The sequence below is a fragment of the Lysinibacillus xylanilyticus genome, from assembly GCF_001183605.1.
GTDB classification, from domain to species: domain Bacteria; phylum Bacillota; class Bacilli; order Bacillales_A; family Planococcaceae; genus Lysinibacillus; species Lysinibacillus xylanilyticus.
On the sequence record NZ_LFXJ01000005.1, the window covers coordinates 1,402,286 to 1,427,684 of the forward strand.

Genomic DNA, 25,399 nt, shown 5'->3' on the forward strand with positions numbered 1-25,399 from the left:
ACCTTAAAATATACTATGGGGATTTTTCTTCACCAATCAACTTCTTTAGGCTACCCTTTAATACACAGAAAAACAATCTGGCTCATTATAAGCCAGATTGTTTTTCTAATCGTATTTCATCTCGTATCGGAATCCCGTCATTACCGATTAAAGGAATTTCAGGTTTATACGCTCTTGCTTGCTCGACCGCGTTTTGTATGATTTCGGCTAAGAGATAGCCTCTTTTTTGATAAAATTTTAACGCGTGTAAATTATCATTTGTCGTAATGAGGGTAATTATTGTACAGCCTTGTTCGAATGCATGTTGTTCAACAGCTTGTACAAGTAATGAACCAATGCCCTTTCCCTCTACTATACTATCAAGGGAAATCATTTCGCATTCTTCAGCACGAATGATATACGTTATGAGACCTAAGATCGAGTTTTGGTCATCTACATAAGCGAAGCCATCTAACTTACTACAGTCATATATATCCCACTAGAAATGACCATTTCTGTAGTTCCCCAATGCTCCTTAAAAAACTGTAACACATCATCTTGAGGTAATTGTTGAATAGGAATTACTGTCATCTATCATTCTCCTAAATTGAAAAATTAAACATACTAGCAATAGCTTTTTGCACACCTAGAAATACTGCCCATGAAACGGCACCTAGTCCAATGGCTAAAACGATATGGATTGATGATTTCATTGCCATATAAATAACAAACAGCATAAACATTGTAGCTGGTAACCCAACTATTACACCAACCGTAAATCGTTGAATATGTTCACTCGACTCACTTTGCACAGTAAGCCAGATGATACTTAAAATACTGACAAGTGGTAGTGCTGCAATAATGCCACCATAGGAAGGAAATCTTCTAGCAACCTCAGTAACAATACCAATAACGACTGCCGAGCAAAGAATTTTTACTAATGTGTACATTATTTAGACACCTCACTTAATAAACGAAAAGCCTGTAAAATCGTTTGTTGTTGCTCTTCGGAAAGCTGGTTTAGCGCATGTTGCAGCTTTTCATCATCTAATTCTGTGTTTTTCTTTAAAATGTGAAACCCTTCAGCTGTAAGATGGAGATTTACTTTGCGCTGATCTTCGATGGCCCGCTCCTTTTTTACCCAGCCATTACGCTCCAGCTTTTTTATATGCTCAGACGCTGTATTCTGAGAAATATTCAGTAACTCTGCAATATCACGTACAGTTACTTCATCTTCTTTTTGAATCATCTGTAATATACGTACGCTTTGATGCGAAATTGTATCTTCATGCTTAGTATGTAGATGGTAGAAAATCGTTGTAAAATAGTTATTTAAATCTTTAATCATCAATTTTACTCCTTTAATATGTCGTTTGAATCGATTATATCGTAATAAACGACGTATTTAAAGAGGTATCTAAAATTCTATATTTTCTGTTTTTTAACGCGCGAATAATTTTGTAACCATCCGAAGGTAATCCAGCATAAGGCTTTAGCCATTTTGGATAGATGATCGGAATAACTGTAAAAAGAAAAAGGGTTCCATTCACATAAAAAAGTCCATTAAGAAAATTCAGAAGTGCATCATTAGTGAACGTATTCATAGCAAAATAAGAAATGACTGCTAGACTAAGTGACATAACGGGACCCCCGAGGAAAAATAATATTGTCTGGACTTTTGTTAAAGAACTCTCCTTTTCCAAATAACAATAGCCATACCATAATATCTCCAACAAATATGGAAATGCATTCTTCCAATTCGAAAGTGTTCTTTACTTCGAAAGATTGCTCGTCCCTAAATAAACATAGACTTTTTCTATAGAAAATAAAATAACACTTTAAGGCTCTATTTCGCAAAGTATTATTACACTATTCTGAATAAAAAGCCGAGGGTTATTTATGTTATATTTTCTTTATTTTATCGTGGACGGCACTATAATGGTAATAGCATTACTGTTAAGCCAATCAAAATATCTGTTTTTATCTGGCATCATTACGGCATTACCTATTCTGACGCTCATTCATATGGGCATGCAGATGAAAAATATGAAGGAAGATACTTTCCATAGCGTTTTACAAAATACAGTGTTTGGGGCTGTAGGTATGTTACTTTTACGGTTCTCGCATTTTTATTAACAACCTGGTTTAAACCAAGCATTTCCGTAATTAGCTCTCTTGCAGTTTATGCAGTTTTTATGTTATCAGGTAAATATATTATGTCGATGTTTACATAAAGCGAGGGACTGTCAGTAGACAGCCCCTTACTAATTTTATCGGAAATTCCCCAGATACTTATAGAATTTTCACAAACACACCCTGTTGAAATTTTTCTTCAGCAGCTGCATTCATTTTTCTAATATCTTCCTACGCAAAATTCGAAAGTACAAAAACCCCACCACAATGCGAGATTGGATAAAATTCTAATTGGCATACTCCTTTTAACAAGGAGCTAATTTCCTCATGGACAAAGTAAATTTCATCATCATCCCAATAACTAATACTGTCATGACGACATTTTTCAAGCTGCGCTCTTGTTTCAAACGCAATATCACCGATAAAAATTTTGCCTGCAGGCGATAGTTGCTGTAATAATGCTGTAATGTATTGCACCTTCATTTCATCGGTAAAATGATGAAGTGCATAGGTGCTAATAATAGCGTCATATTTTTGATGAAGAAGCTCTGCTGGTAGCCCTTTTGACAAATCCCACTCCATTAAGTTCGCATCAGGCATTTTTTCTTTGGCAATTTCGATCATTTTCGAGGAAAAATCGAGTCCATTCATAATATGGCCATTGTCATAAAGTTTTGCCGTTAACACCCCTGTGCCAAATCCAATGTCTAATACAGTTGATTTTGGAATGTACATGACCTCGTTAAAAATCGTATTTAATACTGCTTTATATCCTGCAAATGGATATTGATTACTTTCTTCACTTAGCTGGACCGTTTTATCATAACCATCAGCCCATAAATTAAATCCTTGTTGATTTAGCATAATAGTTCCTCCTAGGTTTTCAATCGATTACTAGTTTGGAAGGTCTATTAGTACTAAACATCCCGTGTTAGTTACTAACAATCCCTCTCCAAACAATTAAATTTTCATTTCCGATAACCTGTTTCATAAAAATTCCCCCTTTCAAAAATTCAAGCTCATCGCCATATCTTGGGGTTGATTTCTGCTCCGACTGGGCACTTTCCTGCTGACGCCCAGCCTCTACTTCAATCAACCTATATACATGACACGCGATTTATCAAAATGTCATCCACAACTTTTGGTGATGAACAAATATTAAACTATTATACCAAATATTACATATCTCAGTGAGCAAATTTTCAAACTTTATAAAATTCCTAAAAAATGTTATAATAAGGATAGTTTTCTTTTCAAGGAGGAATCGAAATGGACGCATTCTTTTGTAATGCTTGCTCTAGACTAAACACTTTACAGGTCAAAGAGGTCTAGAAAAGTTAACGTATTTAACATAATTGAATGATCTCTTTAGGCCATAAACCTTAATAAAAAGCCTACAATACAGGAGTGAATTCAAATGGAAAAACAAACAATTCAGCCGTTTTTAACGGTCGCAAACTATAATTTACTTGATCAGCAAATGAAAAAAATCATACAAACACTTGCAACGACCAAGGATAAAAACGTAATCCTAGCCGTACACGGAATTGTTGAAAGCGAAATTACAGCGAAATTAGTGCTTTCAACTTCGGAAGCTCAACTAATTGAACAACTTTTTAATGTGTCAGATCGTGCACAGGGTGAAGCGTATATTGAGCAATTAAAGCCGTACGTCATCCCATTCAACGCTGTAACTGCAAGCACATTGAAGAGCCTATTTAAAAAGGAAAAAAAGCTCAAGCTACCAAAACTTGAAGAAATGGACTTTCAGGAAATTTGTTATTTAGCTTGGGATGATCCTGGTACACATCGAAAATATGTTGTGTTGGAACAAGATGAAAAGTTAAAAGCGATTAAGGGAACTTACTCTAACAATACAATTAAAGGAATATGCGCACTATGTAACCGCCATTCTGATGTTGGCTTATTTACTACGTCTGTAAAAGGGCAAGTCGTTGGAACGTTCACGAATTATAGTAATTACATTTGCGCAGATAGCCAAACATGCAATCGACATGTAACAGATATAGAAAAAACAATAGCGTTTTTCGAACGTATCACTCGATAAAATGAAGCCTTCTCCATTACGGGGAAGGCTTTTTAGATAGTTTTTATCAATTAATACAGAAACTAATTTTGATCCATTTTTATTCGACGATGCAATGATGACAAAGCAAAACATTTGAACAAAAGTTAAATCAAAGCATAACTTTCATATCACCATAATGGAATACCATGGAAGGATCAGCAACAGCAAGGCCTGGATTCGTTGGACTAGTAAGGCCTGATCCCCCAACCACTTCGATTTCAAGTTTTCCACGTAATGGGCGTTCTCCGACTAAATAATCGCCTGTAGATTTAACATGAAGGATTCCATTCACAATAGAACTAATATCAAATTCCAATCGAGTACAACTCCTTGGAGGTATAACAGTTGTCGGGAGACCTTCAAGAAAAGGTTTTTCATTCTCATTAATTATAAAAGGAAGTGATATTCCTTCATTTGAAAGCTGTAAAGAAGGACAATATTCAATCACAACATTTGCTTCTAGTGGTTTGCTTGTAGGGTTTTTAATTACAATCACAAGTCTATTATTAGGCTGTCCAACTGCAGCATCCAATGGAACAAGAAATGGTCCTGTAGTAATCGTATACTTTCTAGTTTGAGATGTTGATGTTTGATTTGACAAAGATTCACCTCCTAATAAAAAATATTACTTTCTGTATATCTTATTAAAATAAAAAAATAATTGTATAGACGGTTGTAGAAAGAATTCCACTTTAATGAGAACAATATTATTCATATAAACAAAACTATTGTAAAAGATGGAGTACACTGGATGGAGTCGAAAAATAATGAAATTGAGGGTACATTTTTGAGGTACCTGTTTTTTCTCCCCTCTCCCATTAGATTGGTATTTAAAGACAATAAATTAACATTCTTCTTCGTACGTTGATATATCAATGTTTTTCAATAAAAAAACACTCGTATTTTAAACGAGTGTTTCGTGACTATTTGGATAAATCTTTCGGTGACGTATTCTTATTTCAATAAATTTAGTGTGATGCATACTCTATCTAACCACGCCTATAAACGTTGATACATTAATGCGCAAATGTAGTTAACATAATTTCAAGCTATACAAAGCAAGGTAACTTTAATTTGGAGCCAACTAAGGCTAAAAAATGTATATGTTTTAGTTTAATGTATCTGTATTAGTTTAAAAGTCATCAAATTTTTTTCTTACTATCTTTCGAAACTTAAAGACAAATTGATTAGTATATACCTCATTCTTGGCAAGACGTTTATATGCATCTAAGATATTAGACATATGAGTATAAATATAGATACCGACTGCAATCAGCCCAATACAAATCGGATAATACGGTGTTAGAAAACCAGCGGAAATAATTTTTTTCCTTTCTAATCCAATTGGTAAGAACCCTAATGCAAATAATCCGAATCCCGCAATCATAATAATTGCGTATTTTTTCTTCATACGTTCATATCTAGTGTTAAGTTCCTGGAGATATTTTTCATCCAACAATAAAGGTTCTTGTTTAAGCACTTTATATTTATCTTCTTCGCAAAAAGATGTTGACGCAAGTAACCCTATTCCTATAGTTGCAAGAATAATCGTTGGTATTAAATAAGTTGATGGGTCTTGTTTAAAAATAAAATAAGGGATAAAAGCTAATGTAACAAAAAATAAACCCATTGAGAGATATTTAGCAGATTTACGAACAGAGAGTAAAAATCCTTCTCCCATTTCTTTGCTAACATAATATCCTGACTTTATATCATTGCTAGGTTCGACAGAGTCCTTTAACAGATAATCCATCGAAACACCAAAAATATTTCCTATCATAAGAAGTCTTTCAGTTTCAGGATACCCTTGACCATTTTCCCACTTGCTAATGGCTTGTCTCGTCGTGTTTAATTTTTCGGCTAAAGCTTCTTGAGAAAGCCCATTTTCCTTTCTCAATTTAAATAGTTTTTCACCAAATATCACTTGCTTTGAACTCCCTCCATTTATTTTTACTATAAACCTTCTTATTTTATTAGAAACGTTAAGAATATGACTTTTCAGCGCCCACTTTGTAAATTAAGTGATTAATAATAACGACTACAGATAAGATCTCTTCATACATTGTACATTTACTAGGCTTCGTATAAGTAACAAATGATAAAACACCACTACCTTAAAGCAGCTGAAGGTTTATATAGAAGTAGTAAAAATACTTCAACAACTGTTGCAAAGGAAAACTTTATGCTTTTTCACCAAATATAGATACTTTATTTCCCCTTTCGTAATTCCATATTATTCCTTTACAACACAATAACATGGGTATCTATTTGTTTCAATCCATTATATTAAAGTTTAAAAAATCATCATTACCAGTGATCTTTTTAGATATATCATATAAAGAGATAATTATTAATTGGAGTGCCGCGAAGATTGCAACTATATTAAAAAATGGATTTTCATAAAAACTTAACCATTCGGTAAAAAGTTCTGTCTGTAATATCCTATTTCCGAAATCGCCAAAATTAAAGTTAGTATCCACAAATGTACTATCGAAAATTAAAAAGATGAAATTAAGAATTAAGAAGCCACCCAGATTAATTATCCATTTCTTTAATAACATCATCTTGATGTCTTCCTCTCTTAATAAAATTGATTTATTTCAAAATTAAAATCAAAGGAAGAAAACACATTTAAAAAATCATGGCATTATATCATAGTTTATATAGCCTCCTAATACTCCACCAAGAATTCCCCAAAAAACTAAACTGATAGAATGCCAGAAGATGACCCTTCTTTTATTTGCGCCAGCAGCTAATGAGGTGAAGGCAGCAATATGGGCTGAAGCAACTAATGGAGCGACAAGTGCAAGGCCTGGGACACCATATTTATCGTACCTTTCTCTCGCTTTAGTTGCGCGATTATAAATAAATCCTTCTTTATTGGAATAACATTTTTTCGTAAGCAAAGCATTAAAAGGTAAAATAACGAACATGATCGAAATCCAGTTTCCAATCATACTAATAATTACTGCTAAAATAATCGGAATCCCGATAAGAGAACCGACCACAGCTCCACCAGGAGATTCTACAAACGGAATGAAAGATATAACGAAAACACCTAAATACTGTAAAAGTAAATCTAATTCAGATAATTGACCTACAAACTCCTGTACCATTTGACGAAACATGTAGTACCTCTCCTTTAACATCCCTCTTACTTTTCCAAAGTATGTTCATTATTTTTTTTAATTCGAGACATGCCATATATAATAGCAATAAAGACAAATCCCACGAATACGAATATATTTGTTATTGGCTCATTAACTCTTGGGATTGAGTCCAGAAAAATCTTTAAAAAAATTAATATCCCGATGGTAAAAATAATCCCAATAATAGATACTTGTTTCATTGTTTCTCCTCTCTACTTACTTTCTGGTAAATATGATTTTTTTGAAATTTCGATTAATTACGAATCCCCTTTCTTAATTTCTATATAAATCTTAGAAAAACATTGCTCTTACTTCTACAATGTTGCAGTTGCACTTTGTCAACATACGGTTGCAATCATGTTAAACAGTGTGTTTTGTATAGAAATTCCTCAAAACTGAAATTAAATGAATAATACGATTAAAGAAAAGAACAATTAAAATAATCCTGATTTCAATTTAGATTTTTTCGTAAAAAATAGGAGATTTAGTCGCGAAATAAAAAAGCCCAAGCTCAAATTAATTGAGTACCTGGGCTTTGCTATTAATTGCTGCGCTGTTCAATGATAATTTTTAGTCCTTCGAAATCACCGCTTGTCATAGTCCCATTGTCGAATTTATCTAACCACGATTTATCAATCAACATTTTATCTACTGATTGTTTAAGATATTCACGTACTGCAGCCTTTGGGGCATCATTTGTAAATTTCATAAGATCATCATCCTGTTCTGTTTGTGGTGTTTGTTCATTTATTCCATTTAGAATATCTTGCTTAAATTGAGCTTCTGAAATGCCCATACTCAAAAAATAAGCATACGGATCTCTATGTGTTGTACCGCCTAAATTATCAGTAATCCAACGGTGTGACTTGATGCCATTACCAATACTATCTAATACAACAGGGATGCCAGCATCATTAGCAAGCTTTCGTAAAAGCCAAATGTACGATGCATAATCTTTTTTAAACTGCTCTTTGTCATTTGTACGCGCTAGCTCTACTTGAGCATAGCTAAGTGGATTACCTTTAGGACCACAACCGTATTGCACTTTATTGACCGGTGCGACTTGTACAATGCGACCCCCATTACCTACCCAATGAGATGTAAATGCATTTGCTTTATTAAGATTCATATATTTTATTTCATTTTCTAACGCGTCAGGGCCGAAATTGTTCTCGTTACTTGATTCATGGGCAATTACATATTTTATTGCCGTTAATGCCATATTCGGTAAACCTGACATTAAACGTTGTTCAATAGTATAAGTCATTTCATATCACCCTTTGTTTGTCATATTTTATCGCTTGTTTGCTATCATTAGTGCCTAACATTGTCGGGTCAAGCACCACTACGAAAGCAAATGCAGTGTAAATTACTCTGTTATTTGCTTATTATAAATTGTTGTGTCGTATTAGAATAAAGGGTAAATCGGTAGAACTAATGGCAGTAATAGCGCAAATGCTGCCACTAAATTGCACCAAATACGTCTAAAATAGTTTCAATTGCACCAAAAAGCAATGACAGTTCAATACTTCATAGATCACCTACTTCCACAAAAATATAAGAGCTCTCCTTACATATCTACGGAGAAATAAAAAAAAACGCTTAGCTTTTGCCTGCGTTTCTTCTTAATTTTCTGTATTTGTTTCTTCATCGATTTCAGGATATTGGTAGCATGAACTATTAATTAAAATTTCGTCATGTTACCAATACAAATGTTTCAGAAAATGTGTAAATATAATAACTTAGTAAATTAGCATAAACGTTTTTTTCAAACAAAAAACACACGCATTTTTGATATGCTCCCCATTAGGTAGACAGATTATATCTTGAAGAATAAAGAATATTTTCTTTTAGCCATACTTGTTTTTTATTCGTTCGATGCTCTAGACCCTTCATTGTCCAATAAATTCACGTTAAATTTTGTGCTTTTTACTCTTCAAATTCATCTTTTTTGATTAAAACCATATCTTCGGGTATTGGTATTGAAAGAGTTACATTTAATTGTTGTTTATTCATCTAAATCTCCTTGGGTACATGTGTTACAAACCCTGTAGGTGTAATATTGCCATTTGAATTGAAAGTAACTTGACCATTATTCGGTATACTTAGTTGTAGAGTTGTATCATAAATATAAGCAGACCCTGGAAGCCCCGTATTTTAATATATAATAGAAGAAAACCACTCATTATTTTTCAAATGAGTGGCTTTTTAACAGGTTATTCATTTTATAAAACAGCATACTTATGTACATCTAATATAAATACGTTCTGAAAATTAATCGTCCGCATCAAATTATTTCTACACCGTACAATTTTGGTGTTTATTGCTTGTTGAGTATACCAATTTTTAGAGTATATTCCCCACCATCTTTATAAGTGTTTACTCCAACTCTTATTTGGTAACTATGTCCTCTTTTAACTAAAAATTTATAACCATTTAGATCTGCAAATTCAGAAAATAAAACTTGTGATGAATTGGTTACATCTCTTATTGTAATTTTAAAAATATCACCATCCGCATCAATATCCTTAAAATCAACTTTCATTGTTTTGTCTGCAGTTCCACTAAAAGTATAATAATGTCCATTTATTGCTTCTTCTTCAGTTTCAAATTTACCAACTAAATTATTAGTGTTAAGTTTAAAACCCTCTATTTCTGCAGCGAATGCTTGGCCATTAGAGAATAAAATGCCTGTTGCTAAAATACCACTAGCTATTTTTTTGAACATAAAAATACTCCTTTTTTGGTATGATCAAACAATTCTATCATATTTAAATTGTTTATAAAACTGTTCTATTGCCGAGAGTGTACCGGTTCATATCCGCGTAAACCCTGGTTATTATATTTTGTTGGTAAATATTATGACCAGATTGTTAATTTTTGTTGTTACTAATTGATTCATGCTATACTAAAAAGTCAAATAACCCTCCGAATTAGTTTGGAAGGTTTTTGTTGAAATTGAAAATGCTGTCCACTTCAGTGATCCACGGTCATTTATCATAATCCCGCCCTCTCTAAGAACACTCATTCTCCTTTTAGCAATAAAAAAATGCCCAGACTCAAATTTAATTGAGTACCTGGGCATTAAGTAATCTAAATAGTCGTCTTCAACCGAAAATATTTTCTTAAAGACTAATTTAATTACAGTTCTGGACGATATTAGGATAAGTATGGTAAATACTAAAAAATCAATTAACTAGGAAGGGGGAAATCTTTTATGATTACTACAAGGAATTCGACATATACTCAATATTTAATGTCACGTAGATCCTATAAAGGACTCACTCGACAAAACAGCAACGAGAATAACCGCACTTCTAAAGAGAGTCAAGAAAGAATTAACAATGTTAATAACATTATCGAAAAAAGTAAAACCTCTAAACTCTCTGCTAAGCAGATTGAAACACTAAAAAGTGCTGTTAAAGATGGATTATTAGGCTCTAGTACTAATAAATTAGGGCTAGGGGGAATGCACAACCTCCAAAAATTTTCATCAAACTCTAAGTATAATTCAACACTAAAAGCTTATCGAAATTCAATCTAATACTATTAATTTAAAAGCACCCTCTACTTTTTTGAGGGTGCTTTTAAATACATTCATACTAAATACTATTCCTTTGGCTGCCGTCGTCCCAAAATGTTGTGTGTACATTTCTGTATTTTGCCATTTACCTTAGCCTTCCCTTATTTTTCAATATTCAAATTTTTAATCATAGACTTATTAACAAAACCCATATTGTAAAGCGTCAACCACCACAATATTTTATCTGCCCTACCAAAAGCTATTTGGAAAAGTATTTACTCAGGTTAGGAAATAAAAAAAATTTCCCGGGTAAGCGCAAGAAATGACAAGTTTAGTCTTACATTCCAGCAACAAGCGACTGATTTTATCATTATCCTCCGCATTTTTTAAAATCCAAGCAGGCAATAAAATTCTGGTTTGTACATCATTCATTCAATTGCACCACCTAATCTAGTAGATACTCAATTTCAAATGTGCCTCCTAACTTCTTTGAAGCCCGGCAGTATTCAAACTTATCACATCGATGTGGCTTTTCCATCCTTGTTTTGCTTCTATAATGCTTGAACATATTCCTTTTCAAAGTCAAAATTTTGGGTACACCCTTTTCTCTACCCTTCCCCATTTTAATGGTAAACAAATTTACAATATACTACAAATGTTGATATATCAATGTTTTCGAACAAAAAACACCCGCATTTTAAGCGAGTGTTTCGTAACTTTTAGGATAACCATTTCGGAGGTGTGTTTTTCTCCCAATAAATTATTGATGTTGCACACTATGGTATAAATGAAGTGGTGAACATTGATATATCAACGTTGAATTAGGTTTTATGTATTTTACTAGTACGCAAAATAATGAATGAAAAAGTATTAACTTGGGGCTGATTGGGGCTAAAAGTGAGGCTGATGAATTTAAAATGGCGGTTAGTGTGTAGGGCTAGATAATGGCGAGCGTGTGTACAGGAATGTGCGAGTAAAAAGATTGGGCTAATAATGGCTCCAATCTTTTTTCGTTATTACCCACACATAGTAAAGAAAGGCTCTTCGGGCGTTAGATATTTGATTACTTAATTTGAGCAATCAAAATAAGGCACCCACACTATCGATTATAAATGCCTTCAAGATATATTGAGCTTTAACTTACTGGCTTACCATGTCTTCATACATCACCTCGCTTATACTCCTCGCCAGCACAGAGCGTTTGTTTATGTTACTCTTTGTAACTAATATTCTGTTTTTCAATAAAAAAATGACTCATCAAAAAAATAATTGAATAATACATGAAAAATCAACACTGACAAAAATAGTAATAATTGATATATTTACGTTATAAAGTAAAGCTATGTTGTAAAAAGCTTACCAATACTTATTTATAATAAAATTCATACTACTAAGGATTTCTATGGATCAAGCAAATAACTTATCTCAGTTCCTGAATATTTTAGAGAGATATAACAACTATCGAGAAAAATATTACAGGGGACAACTAGATATGAGACTATAAATTCTAGTATTTCTAGAAACTTAGGTCTTATTTCTAATGAATTTAGGCTTTATAGTGAGTCGCAAGTTTTAAAAGAAGATGAATTTAAAGATATAACAACACCTATAGACTACCTAGCAAAAATGCAACATTATGGAATTCCTACTCGATTAATTGATTTAACAGTTGATCCACTAATTGCATTATTCTTCTCGGTCCAAAATATCGATGTTGAGTCTGATAGTCTTGTTTATGTCTTTATTAAAAAAGGGCTTTCAAAAGATAGTAAACACGTTCGTCTTTTGAGTTTGTTGCCTAAATTAGAAAATTATGATATTCCATTCGTTCAAAAACAATATTTTGCTATATACAATGAAACAATTTCTCAAGAAGAAATAATAGACTACTCTACAAAACCAGCATTCATAAAATATGAGGAGAAGATTAGCTACCAAAATAATCGTATAAGAAATCAAAAAGGAACATTTGTTATTTGTAATAATACCTTAAACAACGGTTTGATAGAGCATCAGATTGAACCACTCATTGATACACCTACTGTAACAATTAGAATTCCTCATGAATATAAAAATTTAATTAAACAAGAACTAGATGAAAAATATAGTATAAATGATACTTATATTTATCCTGAACTTCCATCTGTAGCAACGTATTTGATTGAAAAATATAAAGATAGTAATTTCTCTTATGAGAATAAATATACCATTGTTAATATTGAAGACATTTCAAAATTAACAGCAAAAAGGATTTCCGTTGTTGTTGTTCTAGAAAAAAGATTAAATATTCAACAAATAAAAGATATAGGCAGAAAAGTTATCAATAAATATGTAAAAGAAATTTATCTATATATGCTTTTATGCTCACCCTTGCAACTAATTTATGAGCTTTACCTCTGTGGTAAGATTGTATTCGATTCTATTAAGAAGTTGCTCACACATTTGAGGTCATCTCCTAGATATTCAGCGATTATTTGTTAGTTAAATCTATCACAGGTAAGTTAAGTTCTTTTAAAAAAGGTGAGCATTTTATTGGTTTTTTATTTATTGTTTTAGGGTAAGTAATATATAGATTATTTCGTGCTCTCGTAACAGCAACATACATTAATCTACGTTCTTCTTCTATAGTTGAAACTGGCTCTGCCTTTTCTTTTGTTAAATTAACATTAATATTTCGAACAGAAACTGATTTACTTGATGGTATTCCACTATCATAAGCTCCTATAATAAACACATTAGAAAAAGCTAGACCTTTACTAGAATGAATAGTTAAAAGATATAATGCGTTATATTTACCATCATGATATTTTTTTACATTATTATCCATTTCCACTTGCCGTTTTAAAAGTTCTAAATAATATTTATGTAACTCATTCCATTTATTCAAATCCTTACATACTGAAAGTATTTCTTCCTTCTGAATAATATCCATAGCATTTTTTATTTTCGGGAACTCAAAAATTAATTCTAAAAGTTTAATGATATTTGTTTCACTGTAATACCAAATTCTCTTTATAAGTTCAACGCAATTTTTGATAGAATCTTCATCAATTTTACTTTTCGAGTTACTTCTTATAAAACTTATGAAGGTTTCAATAGAAGTAGTGGACTGTTCATTTCTGGTATATTGTCTTATTTTATTTAATGGTACATAATGGTTAGATGCTATAAAAGTAAAGATATTAGTCCATTTGTTATCCTTCTGTAACTCCAAACATAATTTAAAAAAAGGACCAAAAAAAGGATAATTGAAAATACCCAATAAATCATCTGTTTTTTCAATCACAAAAGGAATGTTCTGTTTAGTTAACACATTAACAAATTCTGTTAATTGGTTCTTTGAGCGATACAAAATAACACTCTTAGTATAATTCACTTTTTCTATTTCGTTACCATATTTAAAAGGCTCCTCTTTCTCCCCAATTTCTTTACACTTATTTATAATTATTTCAGCTTCATGTGTTTGATTTTTTGTATATAACGTATATACTTCTCCTTTTTTCTTATGGAAAGGGATCATTGATTTATCAATACGGTCATGTTTGTTGAAAGCAATGACCCTATTACCCGCTCTAACAATTTCTGCAATAGAACGATAGTTTGTCATAAGTTCAATTGTGTGAGTGTTGTATTGGTTAGAAAAATTTTTAATATAAGATGGATCAGATGCTCTAAATGCATAAATAGATTGATCATCATCACCAACTATTATTATCTTTGTATTATTATTTGTGCTAATAGAATTTATTTTTTCCTTCGGACAGAGTAGTTCCAGAATCTTCATTTGAAGTGGATTTGTATCTTGAAATTCATCAACAAATATATATCTGTACATATTTTGTGCTATTCGTCTTGCTTCTCCACTCATTCGTAATACATTGTAAAGGTTAAGTAATAAATCATCGAAAACGACGATTTGTTCTTTTTTTCTTCTTACGTCAAATTCTTCTAACATCTGATAAAATGTTTCACTAAGGCAGGCACCATCTACAACAAATTTTTCATCGTAATTCCGGTTAATAAAAGTCTTTATCTCCTCATTTGAGTATCCCATACTTGTCCAATACTGCAGTCGTTCTGTTATCGTTTTTTCTCCTTCCTTGTCAAAATCATATAAATTATACTTCTTTATTAAACTCCTCAATAAGGAATTATATGCTAGTAGCCCCTTTTCTGGATTAGTACCTTGTATACCTATATGTCTAAGTTCAGGTTCTTTTTTTATAATATTTTTATATATACTACTGAATACATTATGAAAGGTACCTACATGAATATTTGATTTTTCTACTCCCAAAAATTTGTTAACTCTTTCCATCATTTCATTTTTGGCTTTTCTTGTAAATGTAATCATTGCTATTTCTTTTTCATCTATATTTTTTACAAATTTTAAATAAGCTGCTTTAGCACATATAGTTTCCGTTTTTCCACTTCCAGCACCAGCTATTATTCTTAGGTTCTTTTCCATATTATATTGAATTGCAGCTATTTGTTGTTCATTAAATGAGTTACCTGTAATCCCTATTATGTAGTCAAAGAAGCTTCTATCCTCATCATAAATACAAACTTGATCAGAGGGTTTTAAACAAATGATGGCCGGAGTGCCATAAAACTCTTTATACCTTTCTAGCTCCAATTCAGTTTTCTTTACATAATCATTATTCTTTTCTATCAGCTCTTTATAAGCTTGTTTATACTTTTCTAATTCTAAGTAAGTGTTTTTTAATTCCAATTCATACTTTTTTAGCTTACTTTTCAAAACTTCAGAACTTTGTTTATACTCACATATTTCATTAATTTGATATTCTATTTCTTTTTCATATTCTGAATTTTTTCTTAAGACATTTGTATAATTATTCTTTATCTCTTCCAATTCAAATTTTAACTCTTCAATTTCAAGTTTTAGTGTTTTATTACCAAATAAATTACTTAGCATTATTATTCCCTTTCATAGTTATTAATTCAAATCTTCAATTAAACTTCAATCATTAGTTTAATACATAGGACTTGTATTAAAATATAATCCAAATATAAACTTTAATTACATATTCTGTATTTAAAGTTGAAATAGAAAACCTATTGAATATAGATTTATATTTAAGAACCTTAATTAATTTAACAAAAGTATCACAACGAGGCCGCTTTTCGTTAAAGGCACTTTAATAAAAGCTTCAGTAGCATTTCCAAACTCAAAAAAGTTTTCTGTGAAAGACTGTTGTTTCAGTATTTACTTATGCTTTCACAGGGGTATCACCCCATTATGCTAGATGCTTTGTAAAATAAAAAACACTATCGTATGATAGTGTCATATATAATTTAAATTTCATAAATCACCACAGCTGAATGACACTCATTTCGATCTTCTCCGTGGTTGTAAGTACTATATTTAATATCAATTAACTTAAAAGAATCTTTCATGCTAATTTCTAAGAATTCATTTAACTTATCTTCTAATTCTTTAGCTCTAAATTCGTCGAACAATTTAACTTGAATCATACAAACACCTCCTCCTCACTAATTTTAATCCAAAATACTACAATTTTGTAATAGTATTTTGACACAATTATTTTGCTCATAAAAACAACACCTAAGAAACAAAGGGGAGGAAAACAACATTGCTCGATACTCTCTTTTCAAGGCGAAATAAAAAAACATCCCAAAGAATGTCTAAATATTCTCTCAATCTCGTTCTGCTAAAAATAATAAACTTTCATATAATTTCATTGCATTTTTCGAAGAATATTGTCTTAAAGCAACCCAAATGGATGATAATACAACCAGTGAAATAAAGTAATACCAATAGTATTTATTTGTAACATTATGATTAATATTAATAACTAAGGTTATTCCAGTTGATACTAGGAAGCTCATTAGTACTGAGCCCACCTCATGCTATAAATATCTATATCGCTCTTTATATCCTTCATTTTCTGTTTTAGAAAGGTACATATCTAAAATAACTTCCTTTTCAAAATAAGAACCCCAATTCTTTTTGTTCGTTACCCAAAAAGTAAAATGATGAAGTTGATTAAAAAAATAACCAAGTGGTATACCAATCAATGTAATAGCTGCTCCTAATGCTAAATCATTAACTTTTCCCAATGACTTTAATACATCATCGTTAAATACAAAAAATAGATACGGTAAAACTGTCATTAAGAAAATCCATCCTGGAATGCCCCATCTAATCAAATATTTAGTATCAAAATTCATACTCTCACCTCCATTTAACCAACTATAAAATAGAAAACGCAATATATGTAATATAAATTTGATACAAAAAAGCCTTACTTTGTGTGTAAGGCTCCTCTAATTGCCATATATTAAAGCTTTATGATAAACTGTTTCTGCACTTCAAAGGGCATGAACCAATTAGCTGTAGCGTCTCATCACGCTGCGGCTTTTTCTTTTACCTCTAAATTGAAACCAATAACTTTCTCTATGATTCTTACATGGTGTTCTCGAACCACCTGAATACGCTCACCAAGCATCATAATTTGACTACCCAAGGCTGGTAAAAGGACTTTTAAAACGCTCTGGAGATCATTGAGGAATAACCACACAAAAAGGCATCTACTCTCTTGGAGCGGATGCTTTTTTGTATTGAAGCGATCATTAAATTATTAAAACCTCATCCGGAGCCACTAACGACCTCGAAATTTTCGGAGCAGTGAAACATAGCTGTGAGAACGTTCAGCCGTCTGACTTTTTTCATCCCTTTACACCAGGAATGTTGTCAGCGTCTTCATTACTTCGTGTTAGTCAGCTATCCGTTCAGGCTTTAATCCTCCATGCGCTCGTCTATATAGGCTTTTACGCTAACATTTGTTAACATTCGGCTTCCTGCTCTCGCTGTCGCTTCCTTCTTAACATTCAGTTATGCCATTAAATAAGCTTCTGTGGCATTCCCTAGTTCGATGTAGTATTCAACAAGCGTTTGTTGCTTTACAGTTAACTTTTTTCAATCAATGGCATCACCTATTATGTTAGTTGCTTTGTTAAAAAAACCGTCATATTGACGGCTTGCTAAGTTAGTTATTAAGTGTTAAATATATCCCTGTTCTATCATTTAAAACTGATACTTTTCCCTCATTTTCCAACTTACCTATAACCTTCAATATATCAGATTCTGATATTTTCATATTATTTTTTTCGTTGAATTTAGTTACTATTGTCTTTAAACGTATATACGTTCCTTTTTTATAGTTTTCAATTAAAAAATCATAAAAAGTATTTGGATTAAAAACTTTTATTTCAAAAGACAGATTACTATTAGAATATTTCTTTTGTGATTCCTCTATTTTCTGAACAAGGTTATTAAAGTTTTCAGAATTTATCTGGCCATTTTGCGTTTGTTTACTCACGTTATTTACTTCAATTGCTACACTTTCTATTAAAGACTTAATTTCGTCTAATTCAGTAGACTTAGTGGCTATCTCTTGAGATTTCTCTTCATTTAATTCATCAAGATATTTTAAACTATTTGTTAAAGCATCAATCTTTCCTATCATTTCTTTATTATGACTATTGGTATCTGATGATTGTATAAAAGAAAAAATGATAGCGATTATTGCTAAGAAGATGGAAAGTAATGTGCCTCCTAAAGACAATTGATTAGTCAAACTTTCTGGATCATTCGTTTTCCATACGCTAACAACTGTTAGTAACAACACAATCATTAAAATCCAGTAGGTCATGTCCTTTTTAGTTGGGAATTTTGTTTTATCATTTTCCATGTATGTACCACCTCTCTGTAAATAATACACGATAAAAACAAACTATTCCTTATGTATTTCACTCTCAAAAGCAAGCACCGATTGTTCTGCGTAAAGGGGAAACTACACGATGCTCACTTTTTAGGGTAAAAGAAAAACACCCCACAGGATGTTCTTAATCTTTTCTTTTATTTGGATATGTCCACTTTGAGCCTTTAACATCAAACTCAAATAAAATTTCTTTTTCCTTTTTATCATTTATCACATAATGACACTCTTTTAAATTTCCAAAATCCATTATGTATTCTAATCTTTCGTTCATAAGTGTTGAATATTCAACAACAACTTTATTTAAGTTTATTATATTGCCCATCCCAATTGATGGTTGTGCAATAGGAATAAAGAGTTCAATTTGTTTTTCCAACACTCCCGTATTAACTACTATGTCCGGTAATTGACTACCTTCGTTATCTTCAGAACTAATGCAGATATTACAGTCTAATATTACATCCGAATTTCCATAGTGCGAAATTTTCATATAAGAAGTTGAAGTATAAACATAATCATCTTTCGGTACTATTTTTAATAATTCTTCATAGCCCACTGTTCTAATCAATCTACTATTTTCATGAGTTTTTACATTCTTTAATCCTATGGGTCCTTGGAAATCATTAAGAACAATAAATGATCTGTTATTCTTCATTTCTTTCTCATAATCACTTTTTTTCTGATTGTGATTGTTCAGTAACGCTATTGATATCGCTCCAATTAACCCTAAAAAACTACCTAAAAACCCCAACCAAGGATTAGCTTCCATTGAAACTCCCGGAGCTGACCAAGATAATAATCCGTAGTTAATTATTACTGGCACTAAAAGTAGTGAAGCGTATAAAATTATTATATTTTTATTCATAAAAACCCCTCCACACTAATCATAAACCATGAGGTTGAAAATATGTAATAACATTTTGATACAAAGTCAAGTGTCGCCAACTTTGGCAAGACCTCAAAGGTTTTGAGGAATATCCCTTGTCCTTTCAAGTGGTTGCATTTTCGAAACACTTCACAAAGTTTCCCGAAAAGTTGGGAAGATGAATTCATCTCGTTAGACAAAAAACTTTCTGCCACTTGTGGCAAATTAAAAGCACCTACCGTCCACTGATTGTAGATGCTTCTTTACTGCCATTTTGTTTATAATCCCCACTGATCCTTTAGCTTGGTGAGGAATTTCATTTTCTCTCCGCTTTCCAGCAGCATCATAATACTTATGTCGAAACATCCATAACTTTTCTTTATTCACATTGAAATAGTGATATATTTCAGGTTCTTTTGCTGATTTATATAGTTTCACCTTGTCCATTCCTTTCATGCTTGGCGGCGTGTGTACAGGAATAGGTGAGTTGAATTACTCCAAAATATACGTTACACAAAGGGTTTAAAAGGATTGTAAAACGTGCCGGATTAAAAGAGTGTACAATTCATTCTCTTCGGCACTCACATGCAACAATTTTAATGATTAATGGTGTCCCAGTTAAAGCGATTGCTGAACGATTAGGTAACACACCAGAAATGATTCATACAACATATAGCCATTTATTGAGAGAAATGGAAGATAAAATTATCGACACATTTGACCGTGCTATCGAAATTGGGGCTAAAAGTAGGGCTAATCTCTAAGATTTAGCCCCTAAACCCTTATATATCATGATAACCATTTCGGAGGTGTGTTTTTCTCCCAGAGTTCAAGTGATTTTATAATGTGTATTTTCCTATAGATAGATTGCTATAACATCAACGATTCATAGTCTTTCGTATTTTCTGGTTTTAGTATTATCGTGTATTTTTGTATACTCTTTTGGGGTACTTCTGGGGTACCAATCATTTTATGTACTTCTATATAACGAACTTATACCAAATCATTTAGTTCTTTATAAATAATTTAGCTATCAACTACTCCTTGGCGATAGCTGTATTCAAAAAAAATGACTCTTCTATAAACGAGGGCACTGAAAAACTTACGTTTTCATAAAAACGAACCTTTTTCAGATAAAAATAAGGCACTTCTTGTTCAGTTTTGAACAGGAAGTGCCTTATTTCTGTCTCTATTCCTTATTCATTTTCGTTTAGTAGCTTTAATATCCGTTTCAAATTGACGGCGAATATCGTTGTAGCACCTTGAATTTCCATGCCAAATAGACCCGCAGTCGATGCCGTATCGTACCCGTGTCCGTTTTTTAATTCACTATTCTTCGCTTCTACTTTGTAGCGATTTGCGGCTAATTGCTTAAAAGCTTCCGTATTTTGAAATGCCTCTTGTTCGGCATGTGCATCCGACTTAATTGTGACAGAATACGTTTTACTTTTTGCGCCTTCTTTATAACAGCCCTCTCTCATTGGACATACTTTACATTTTTCAATATCAAAATAATATGTCTGACTTTGACTCATACTCGTTCCTTTTTTACCCGTACGTGCTTTTCTTGTCGCGAGATGACCGGCCTTACAAACAAACATTCCAGCATCTTTATTAAACTCAAACTTGTCTTCTTCTTTTCGTGGTCCTTGTGTAAGAATAGGGTTCAACTTTGCCACAAGTGCGATTTTCTCTTCTTTAGTATATTCGATGTTTGCCTTTTCAGAGTAAGCTGCGTCTCCAATAACTGTATTAATTTTCATACCTGCTTGTGTGCTTTTTTCAATTAACTCTTGAAGATATTTCCCATCGTTTTTTTCACCTGTTGTAATGACAGCCGCTGTAATAATACGTTCATCACTCAACGCGATATGTGTCTTGTACCCGAAGAAAGAAGATTCCGACGTCTTATGCCCTTTTCGCGCATCCGCATCAGAAGAGTAATTTAGATGTTCTTGAAAATCTTCTGCGACTTCTTTTAAAACATTCAGCTTTTCCTTGACAGCTGGCATTTGTGCAATTTGTGGTTCCTTTTCAATGACTGAAATAACTTCCTTACAGTAAGCTAATTCATCCTTTACTTCGTTAGAAGTGGTCTTTGCGGGGAATTTGTCTTTCATCGATTCGTCAATTTTGTAGACAGCTTTTCGAGCGTGTTTTGATTTCTCTTGTAAAAATTCTTTAGGTGTTTTTTGGTTGTAACGTGCTTTTGTATGTGTGGCATCCACAATAATCGTTTGACTGTTGATGATTTTTTTCTCCAATGCGATCTCAACTGTTTTCCCAATGAGCATGTCTAATAAGCTTACGTCTTGGAGACGAAGCCGACGAAATTTTGTAAGCGAACTTGAATCAATGACTGGATCTTCTGGCGCCATATCCAAGAAATATTTGAATGACATATCGTACTTTGAACGCTCTACAAGATCGACGTCTGATACATCATAAATCGCTTTTAATAATAAGTACTTAAACATGCGAATTGGAGGAATGGCATTACGTCCATTGTCTAAACAATATTTTGTTTTTAACTCTTCTAAAATGAATGAAAAATCAACAAGTTCATTGATTTGGCGAAGTATATTATCTTTTGGTACAACAATATCGTAGATCGCCATATATGGACTTAAATTAAGGGTTTCTTGATTTGAAATCATCGGGGGCACCACCTGCACATTAATTCTTTCATTATAAAGGAAAGCGAGTCTAAAATAATAGTGTGATACATTGCGTTGTTTGGAGAAGCATCGCTTGACTCCTGCGGGAAAGCGAGACAGACGAGACCCCGCACGAAGCGAAGCGTAGGAGGAGGCTCGGCGCTCGCCCGCGGAAAGCGAGCGGAATGCTTCGGAAAACAACAGTAGAGTCACAGTGCCAAATGAAAAAGCGAGGTATTCAACGATTTAATCGTTGAATACCTCGCAATGTAAGAAGATATGGACTTTTTCAGTGACCTCCTATAAACAAAGCACTTTCTAATTCGTTTAATTATTTCCTTTGTTTATCATTTGATAATGTTCCTCTTAACCTATCCATTAAAGTAACTGCTTTTGCATTTGCAATTTGGTATTCAGGATCATTAATACATTTTTTGTACGCTATTTGATGAATTTGTTCATCTAAAATTTCATCGAATGCATTTTTAATTTTGTTTTTCCATTATTTGCTCCCCACAAATTAAGATTTTATCGTTCTTATCCCATTTTAGTTTGGTTGTATTACGTATTATTCCGCTGGCTATCTCTTGAACATCATCTTTATCACCCACAGTCTCAACCCCGAAATTAAACGTGGTACTAGCTTTATTAATATGTTTCTTATCAACAATCGTAACAGCGTTCACTGTCCCACTTCCTAAATCAATAACTCGGATTACTCCATCACTTGGCTGTGCCCAAAATGCTCCACTACCTAAATCATAAAAATGTAGGGGAATGTCGAAAGGATTAAATTGATTTTAAAAATTGAATGTGATACCGTAAAGTTAAACAACGTTTAAAACATTGTTTAATTAATAAATTCTAGAGGAGGAGATAAGTTGAGGGAAAATGAAAACATATCAACGAAAGAAAAGATTTTAAACACAACATTGGAGTTAATTAAAGACGAAGGTTTCGAAAGTGTAACAATAAGAAAAATTGCGGCATTGTCAGATACAAATATCGCGCTTGTAAATTACCATTTTGGCTCAAAAGAAAAGTTGATTAGTGAGACGATTAAAGTCTTATTAATTAGCTTTCAAGGCACTTTTTCTATTTTAGATGATATTACAGTGCCAGCGAAAGAAAGATTAAAAATGTTTTTATTTGATTATGTACTAGTAATCCAGCAATACCCTGAGTTAGTTAGGAAAATTATTGCAAAGGGAACTACGGTATTTACATCTCAATACGATTATGGAGATTTTTTGAAGAGGCTCGGCTTTAATAAAGTGAAAGATATTTTGAGTGAAATAACAAATGAATCGGATCAGGAAATTTTAATGATGATGACAGTGCAAATATTCGGATCCATTTTTCTTCCAGCATTAATGATGCCAATTCTTGAATCAGGGGCAGATATAAGAATACTGCCTGTAGAAAAACAAATTGATTTCCTATTTGAACGATATTTTTATAAAAATTGAGATATTGGGTGATAGAGATGATTAGTTTCTTTAGAAAGCACTGGTGTGATGTAGGGTTAGTTGTTGCTATTGTTGTCGTAGGTTGTTTAGTCGCGAATTTTGGAGAAATGAGTGAAATAAAAGTACTGTTAGCGTTAAGTTTTGTAGCCATTTTAGTGCATCAATTTGAAGAGTATCGTTGGCCAGGTTATTTCGCTGGTCTGTTTAATGTAGTTATATTTAAAAGTGATATACCAGATCGCTATCCATTAAATACGCAATCTGCTATGGTAATAAATATTTTGATTGCGTATGTTTTTTATTTACTTCCGGTTTTCTTTCCAAATATTATATGGCTTGGGTTGGCACCTATTTTAATGGGATTTTTTCAATTCATATGGCATGGTATTTTTGCGAATATAAAAGCTAAAACAATATACAACCCAGGATTAGCTGCAGTTGTATTACTACATGTTCCGATTGGTTATGCATATATGAGATATGTTCTTTTACACAATCTAGCTTCAAATTTGGATTGGGTATTAGGGCTAATCTATTTTCTAGTAGCTACCTATTTTTTGATTATAAAAGGAAATATGTTACTGAAAAATAAGGAGACAAATCATTACTTTTCTAAAAAGCAATTAGGTCCGTACAATGATGCATTAAAGTGATTCAGAAGGAATTTTGGATGCTAAAGAGAGTACAGGTGAATTACAAAGTGAATAAACACAAAATGCCCAGGCTCAAAATTAATTGAGTATCTGGGCATACAAAAAACTGTTTTTTTAATGTTATTAATATTCACTAACTTCATACATTAATATTTTATCATGTGCAAAATAGTCTTTTCTTGTTTTAAAGGGGCCTTTATTTTTATTTGTTCTATTAATAGAATAAGATTTTTCTCCGTTAGTTGAATCATACCAGTTTATAAAACTATTCACTTCTTCAAGACTTAAATCGTATTCTTTCTCTACCCCAGTAACTAATGTAATAACTAAAATAGCTCTATTTTGTTCTGGTGTAGGCTCTGGTTTAGTTTCAGGGTTTGGTTTTTCTGCAGTATCATATCCCCAAAGCTCTAATTCGTGAATTGTAAGATTTACTTGATTTGAAACACTTCCATTATTTTTAGTAACATTAATTCTAAAATGTTTAAATGATTGATTATTAGTTATTGTGAATGCATTTTCTCCATTTTTCCAAGCCGTATAATTACTTACTTTATCAAGTTCTACCCAGTTCACACCATCATTTGACCCTTCAAAAGTCCAAGAATTAGGTAAATTAGACGTATATCCAGGATTATTACTTTGATGATCACCATAGTATAAAACATATTTATTTAGAACCTTTGGTTCATTAAATTCATATGCAAGCCAACCTGTTGTTGCGGATGTTCCCCATGCATAAAAAGCTCCACTTTTTGAATAATGAGGTACTCCATCAAATGCAAGATAAGGTTCGAAAAACACTCCACTACTTGTCGCCTTACCACTTGGAGCATTATTCGATGTCATTTTCGGAATTAAACTTGTAGAATTACTTGTTTCTGCATGTGCATCTCCAATTGTAGAGAAAATAAAAAATGGAATACTGAATAAAAACATTAATAAAATCTTTTTCAAAATTACTCACTCCTTTATATTTGAATTTTAGTTAAATTTAACAAGAAAATATATAATAAGATTTCGTGTGAATAAACATTTGTACAATTACATTGCCTTATAGATTGTGTGTATATACTTAACCAAGCAATCTAATTAAACTTAAAAAGACCTACTTAACAA

The 25,399-nt window shown here is 32.3% G+C and carries 29 protein-coding genes and 3 pseudogenes; 7 read left to right on the forward strand and 25 right to left on the reverse strand.

The window, feature by feature from the left end; genetic code table 11:
* Positions 1–85 precede the first annotated feature (85 nt).
* The 4 genes and pseudogenes from ACZ11_RS09580 to ACZ11_RS09595 all read right to left on the reverse strand — a co-directional run bounded on the left by ACZ11_RS09580 (position 86) and on the right by ACZ11_RS09595 (position 1,619).
* Positions 86–570 (reverse strand): annotated as a pseudogene (locus ACZ11_RS09580) (GNAT family N-acetyltransferase).
* Between the two features lie 11 nt (positions 571–581).
* Entirely contained in the window at positions 582–929 is a 348-nt protein-coding gene (locus ACZ11_RS09585) for a DUF3147 family protein (RefSeq protein WP_049665588.1), read from the reverse strand.
* Positions 929–1,327 carry a MarR family winged helix-turn-helix transcriptional regulator gene (locus tag ACZ11_RS09590; protein ID WP_049665589.1) on the reverse strand — a complete coding sequence of 133 codons (399 nt, stop codon included), beginning with the start codon at positions 1,325–1,327 and terminating at the stop codon, positions 929–931. Before ACZ11_RS09590 ends, ACZ11_RS09585 begins: the two co-directional genes overlap by 1 nt.
* A 34-nt stretch (positions 1,328–1,361) precedes the next feature.
* Positions 1,362–1,619 carry a zinc metalloprotease gene (locus ACZ11_RS09595; RefSeq protein WP_049665590.1) on the reverse strand — a complete coding sequence of 86 codons (258 nt, stop codon included), beginning with the start codon at positions 1,617–1,619 and terminating at the stop codon, positions 1,362–1,364.
* A 259-nt stretch (positions 1,620–1,878) separates the two neighbouring features.
* Between ACZ11_RS09595 and ACZ11_RS09600 the strand changes: the two genes are divergently transcribed.
* Positions 1,879–2,115, forward strand: coding sequence for a hypothetical protein (locus tag ACZ11_RS09600; protein ID WP_236690826.1), 237 nt, complete (start codon positions 1,879–1,881; stop codon positions 2,113–2,115).
* Between the two features lie 228 nt (positions 2,116–2,343).
* On the opposite strand, the gene ACZ11_RS09605 is transcribed toward ACZ11_RS09600, so the two are convergent.
* Positions 2,344–2,976 carry a class I SAM-dependent methyltransferase gene (locus ACZ11_RS09605; RefSeq protein WP_236690827.1) on the reverse strand — a complete coding sequence of 211 codons (633 nt, stop codon included), beginning with the start codon at positions 2,974–2,976 and terminating at the stop codon, positions 2,344–2,346.
* 553 nt (positions 2,977–3,529) lie between these two features.
* Here ACZ11_RS09605 and ACZ11_RS09610 point away from each other — a divergent pair.
* Positions 3,530–4,180: a FusB/FusC family EF-G-binding protein gene (locus ACZ11_RS09610; RefSeq protein WP_049665593.1), complete on the forward strand. Its 651-nt coding sequence runs from the start codon at positions 3,530–3,532 to the stop codon at positions 4,178–4,180.
* A gap of 130 nt (positions 4,181–4,310) precedes the next feature.
* Here ACZ11_RS09610 and ACZ11_RS09615 read toward each other — a convergent pair whose 3' ends face one another.
* The 9 genes from ACZ11_RS09615 to ACZ11_RS09645 form a co-directional block, all read right to left on the reverse strand.
* Positions 4,311–4,802 (reverse strand): hypothetical protein, encoded by a 492-nt coding sequence (locus ACZ11_RS09615; RefSeq protein ID WP_049665595.1) that lies wholly within the window; start codon positions 4,800–4,802, stop codon positions 4,311–4,313.
* A gap of 531 nt (positions 4,803–5,333) precedes the next feature.
* Positions 5,334–6,125, reverse strand: a complete 792-nt coding sequence (locus ACZ11_RS09620) for a helix-turn-helix domain-containing protein (protein ID WP_049665596.1) — start codon at positions 6,123–6,125, stop codon at positions 5,334–5,336.
* A gap of 349 nt (positions 6,126–6,474) precedes the next feature.
* A complete protein-coding gene (locus tag ACZ11_RS09625) occupies positions 6,475–6,765 on the reverse strand; it encodes a YfzA family protein (protein ID WP_049665598.1) in 291 nt (96 codons plus the stop codon).
* A 75-nt stretch (positions 6,766–6,840) separates the two neighbouring features.
* Positions 6,841–7,329, reverse strand: a complete 489-nt coding sequence (locus ACZ11_RS09630; protein WP_049665599.1) for a small multi-drug export protein — start codon at positions 7,327–7,329, stop codon at positions 6,841–6,843.
* A 26-nt stretch (positions 7,330–7,355) separates the two neighbouring features.
* Positions 7,356–7,550 carry a hypothetical protein gene (locus ACZ11_RS09635; protein WP_049665601.1) on the reverse strand — a complete coding sequence of 65 codons (195 nt, stop codon included), beginning with the start codon at positions 7,548–7,550 and terminating at the stop codon, positions 7,356–7,358.
* Positions 7,551–7,891: 341 nt separating this feature from the next.
* Positions 7,892–8,617: a peptidoglycan recognition protein family protein gene (locus ACZ11_RS09640; RefSeq protein ID WP_049665602.1), complete on the reverse strand. Its 726-nt coding sequence runs from the start codon at positions 8,615–8,617 to the stop codon at positions 7,892–7,894.
* A 1-nt stretch (position 8,618) separates the two neighbouring features.
* Positions 8,619–8,720, reverse strand: a complete 102-nt coding sequence (locus ACZ11_RS27515; protein WP_134008577.1) for a phage holin — start codon at positions 8,718–8,720, stop codon at positions 8,619–8,621.
* Positions 8,721–9,156: 436 nt separating this feature from the next.
* Positions 9,157–9,246 carry a hypothetical protein gene (locus ACZ11_RS27245; RefSeq protein WP_269079317.1) on the reverse strand — a complete coding sequence of 30 codons (90 nt, stop codon included), beginning with the start codon at positions 9,244–9,246 and terminating at the stop codon, positions 9,157–9,159.
* A 424-nt stretch (positions 9,247–9,670) separates the two neighbouring features.
* Positions 9,671–10,078 carry a hypothetical protein gene (locus tag ACZ11_RS09645; RefSeq protein WP_049665604.1) on the reverse strand — a complete coding sequence of 136 codons (408 nt, stop codon included), beginning with the start codon at positions 10,076–10,078 and terminating at the stop codon, positions 9,671–9,673.
* Positions 10,079–10,567: 489 nt separating this feature from the next.
* On the opposite strand from ACZ11_RS09645, the gene ACZ11_RS09650 reads away from it, so the two are divergent.
* Positions 10,568–10,894: a hypothetical protein gene (locus ACZ11_RS09650; RefSeq protein WP_049665605.1), complete on the forward strand. Its 327-nt coding sequence runs from the start codon at positions 10,568–10,570 to the stop codon at positions 10,892–10,894.
* A 258-nt stretch (positions 10,895–11,152) separates the two neighbouring features.
* Here the strand turns inward: ACZ11_RS09650 and ACZ11_RS26295 are convergent, their stop codons facing one another.
* Positions 11,153–11,305: a hypothetical protein gene (locus ACZ11_RS26295; RefSeq protein WP_161804455.1), complete on the reverse strand. Its 153-nt coding sequence runs from the start codon at positions 11,303–11,305 to the stop codon at positions 11,153–11,155.
* Between the two features lie 1,101 nt (positions 11,306–12,406).
* Here ACZ11_RS26295 and ACZ11_RS09655 point away from each other — a divergent pair.
* A complete protein-coding gene (locus ACZ11_RS09655; RefSeq protein WP_269079324.1) occupies positions 12,407–13,354 on the forward strand; it encodes an FRG domain-containing protein in 948 nt (315 codons plus the stop codon).
* Here ACZ11_RS09655 and ACZ11_RS09660 read toward each other — a convergent pair.
* From ACZ11_RS09660 to ACZ11_RS25750, 7 genes and pseudogenes are all read right to left on the reverse strand, one after another.
* Positions 13,344–15,809 carry an ATP-dependent helicase gene (locus ACZ11_RS09660; RefSeq protein WP_049665607.1) on the reverse strand — a complete coding sequence of 822 codons (2,466 nt, stop codon included), beginning with the start codon at positions 15,807–15,809 and terminating at the stop codon, positions 13,344–13,346. The two genes, ACZ11_RS09655 and ACZ11_RS09660, sit on opposite strands and share 11 nt — an antisense overlap.
* Positions 15,810–16,189: 380 nt before the next feature.
* Positions 16,190–16,369 (reverse strand): sporulation protein Cse60, encoded by a 180-nt coding sequence (locus ACZ11_RS09665; RefSeq protein WP_049665609.1) that lies wholly within the window; start codon positions 16,367–16,369, stop codon positions 16,190–16,192.
* 396 nt (positions 16,370–16,765) lie between these two features.
* Complete coding sequence (locus ACZ11_RS09675) at positions 16,766–17,086, reverse strand: BA5345 family protein (protein ID WP_049665614.1); 321 nt, start codon at positions 17,084–17,086, stop codon at positions 16,766–16,768.
* A 664-nt stretch (positions 17,087–17,750) separates the two neighbouring features.
* Positions 17,751–17,819 (reverse strand): annotated as a pseudogene (locus tag ACZ11_RS27520) (hypothetical protein); the annotation flags it as partial.
* 85 nt (positions 17,820–17,904) lie between these two features.
* On the reverse strand, positions 17,905–18,609 hold the full coding sequence (locus ACZ11_RS09680; protein WP_049665616.1) for a hypothetical protein: 705 nt from the start codon (positions 18,607–18,609) through the stop codon (positions 17,905–17,907).
* A 154-nt stretch (positions 18,610–18,763) separates the two neighbouring features.
* Entirely contained in the window at positions 18,764–19,501 is a 738-nt protein-coding gene (locus ACZ11_RS09685) for a hypothetical protein (protein ID WP_049665618.1), read from the reverse strand.
* A 315-nt stretch (positions 19,502–19,816) separates the two neighbouring features.
* Positions 19,817–19,939 (reverse strand): annotated as a pseudogene (locus ACZ11_RS25750) (site-specific integrase); the annotation flags it as partial.
* A 53-nt stretch (positions 19,940–19,992) separates the two neighbouring features.
* On the opposite strand from ACZ11_RS25750, the gene ACZ11_RS09700 reads away from it, so the two are divergent.
* A complete protein-coding gene (locus tag ACZ11_RS09700) occupies positions 19,993–20,265 on the forward strand; it encodes a tyrosine-type recombinase/integrase (RefSeq protein ID WP_049665624.1) in 273 nt (90 codons plus the stop codon).
* 432 nt (positions 20,266–20,697) lie between these two features.
* Here the strand turns inward: ACZ11_RS09700 and ACZ11_RS09705 are convergent, their stop codons facing one another.
* Complete coding sequence (locus ACZ11_RS09705; RefSeq protein WP_049665626.1) at positions 20,698–22,158, reverse strand: IS1182 family transposase; 1,461 nt, start codon at positions 22,156–22,158, stop codon at positions 20,698–20,700.
* 485 nt (positions 22,159–22,643) lie between these two features.
* Positions 22,644–22,844: a hypothetical protein gene (locus ACZ11_RS09710; RefSeq protein ID WP_049665628.1), complete on the reverse strand. Its 201-nt coding sequence runs from the start codon at positions 22,842–22,844 to the stop codon at positions 22,644–22,646.
* A gap of 195 nt (positions 22,845–23,039) precedes the next feature.
* Between ACZ11_RS09710 and ACZ11_RS09715 the strand changes: the two genes are divergently transcribed.
* A complete protein-coding gene (locus tag ACZ11_RS09715) occupies positions 23,040–23,627 on the forward strand; it encodes a TetR/AcrR family transcriptional regulator (RefSeq protein ID WP_049665629.1) in 588 nt (195 codons plus the stop codon).
* Between the two features lie 8 nt (positions 23,628–23,635).
* Positions 23,636–24,280, forward strand: coding sequence for an HXXEE domain-containing protein (locus ACZ11_RS09720; protein WP_082172737.1), 645 nt, complete (start codon positions 23,636–23,638; stop codon positions 24,278–24,280).
* Positions 24,281–24,403: 123 nt separating this feature from the next.
* On the opposite strand, the gene ACZ11_RS09725 is transcribed toward ACZ11_RS09720, so the two are convergent.
* The gene (locus tag ACZ11_RS09725) at positions 24,404–25,237 is read right to left on the reverse strand and encodes a discoidin domain-containing protein (protein WP_049665631.1); all 834 of its coding nucleotides are present in this window, start codon (positions 25,235–25,237) and stop codon (positions 24,404–24,406) included.
* Positions 25,238–25,399: the final 162 nt, after the last annotated feature.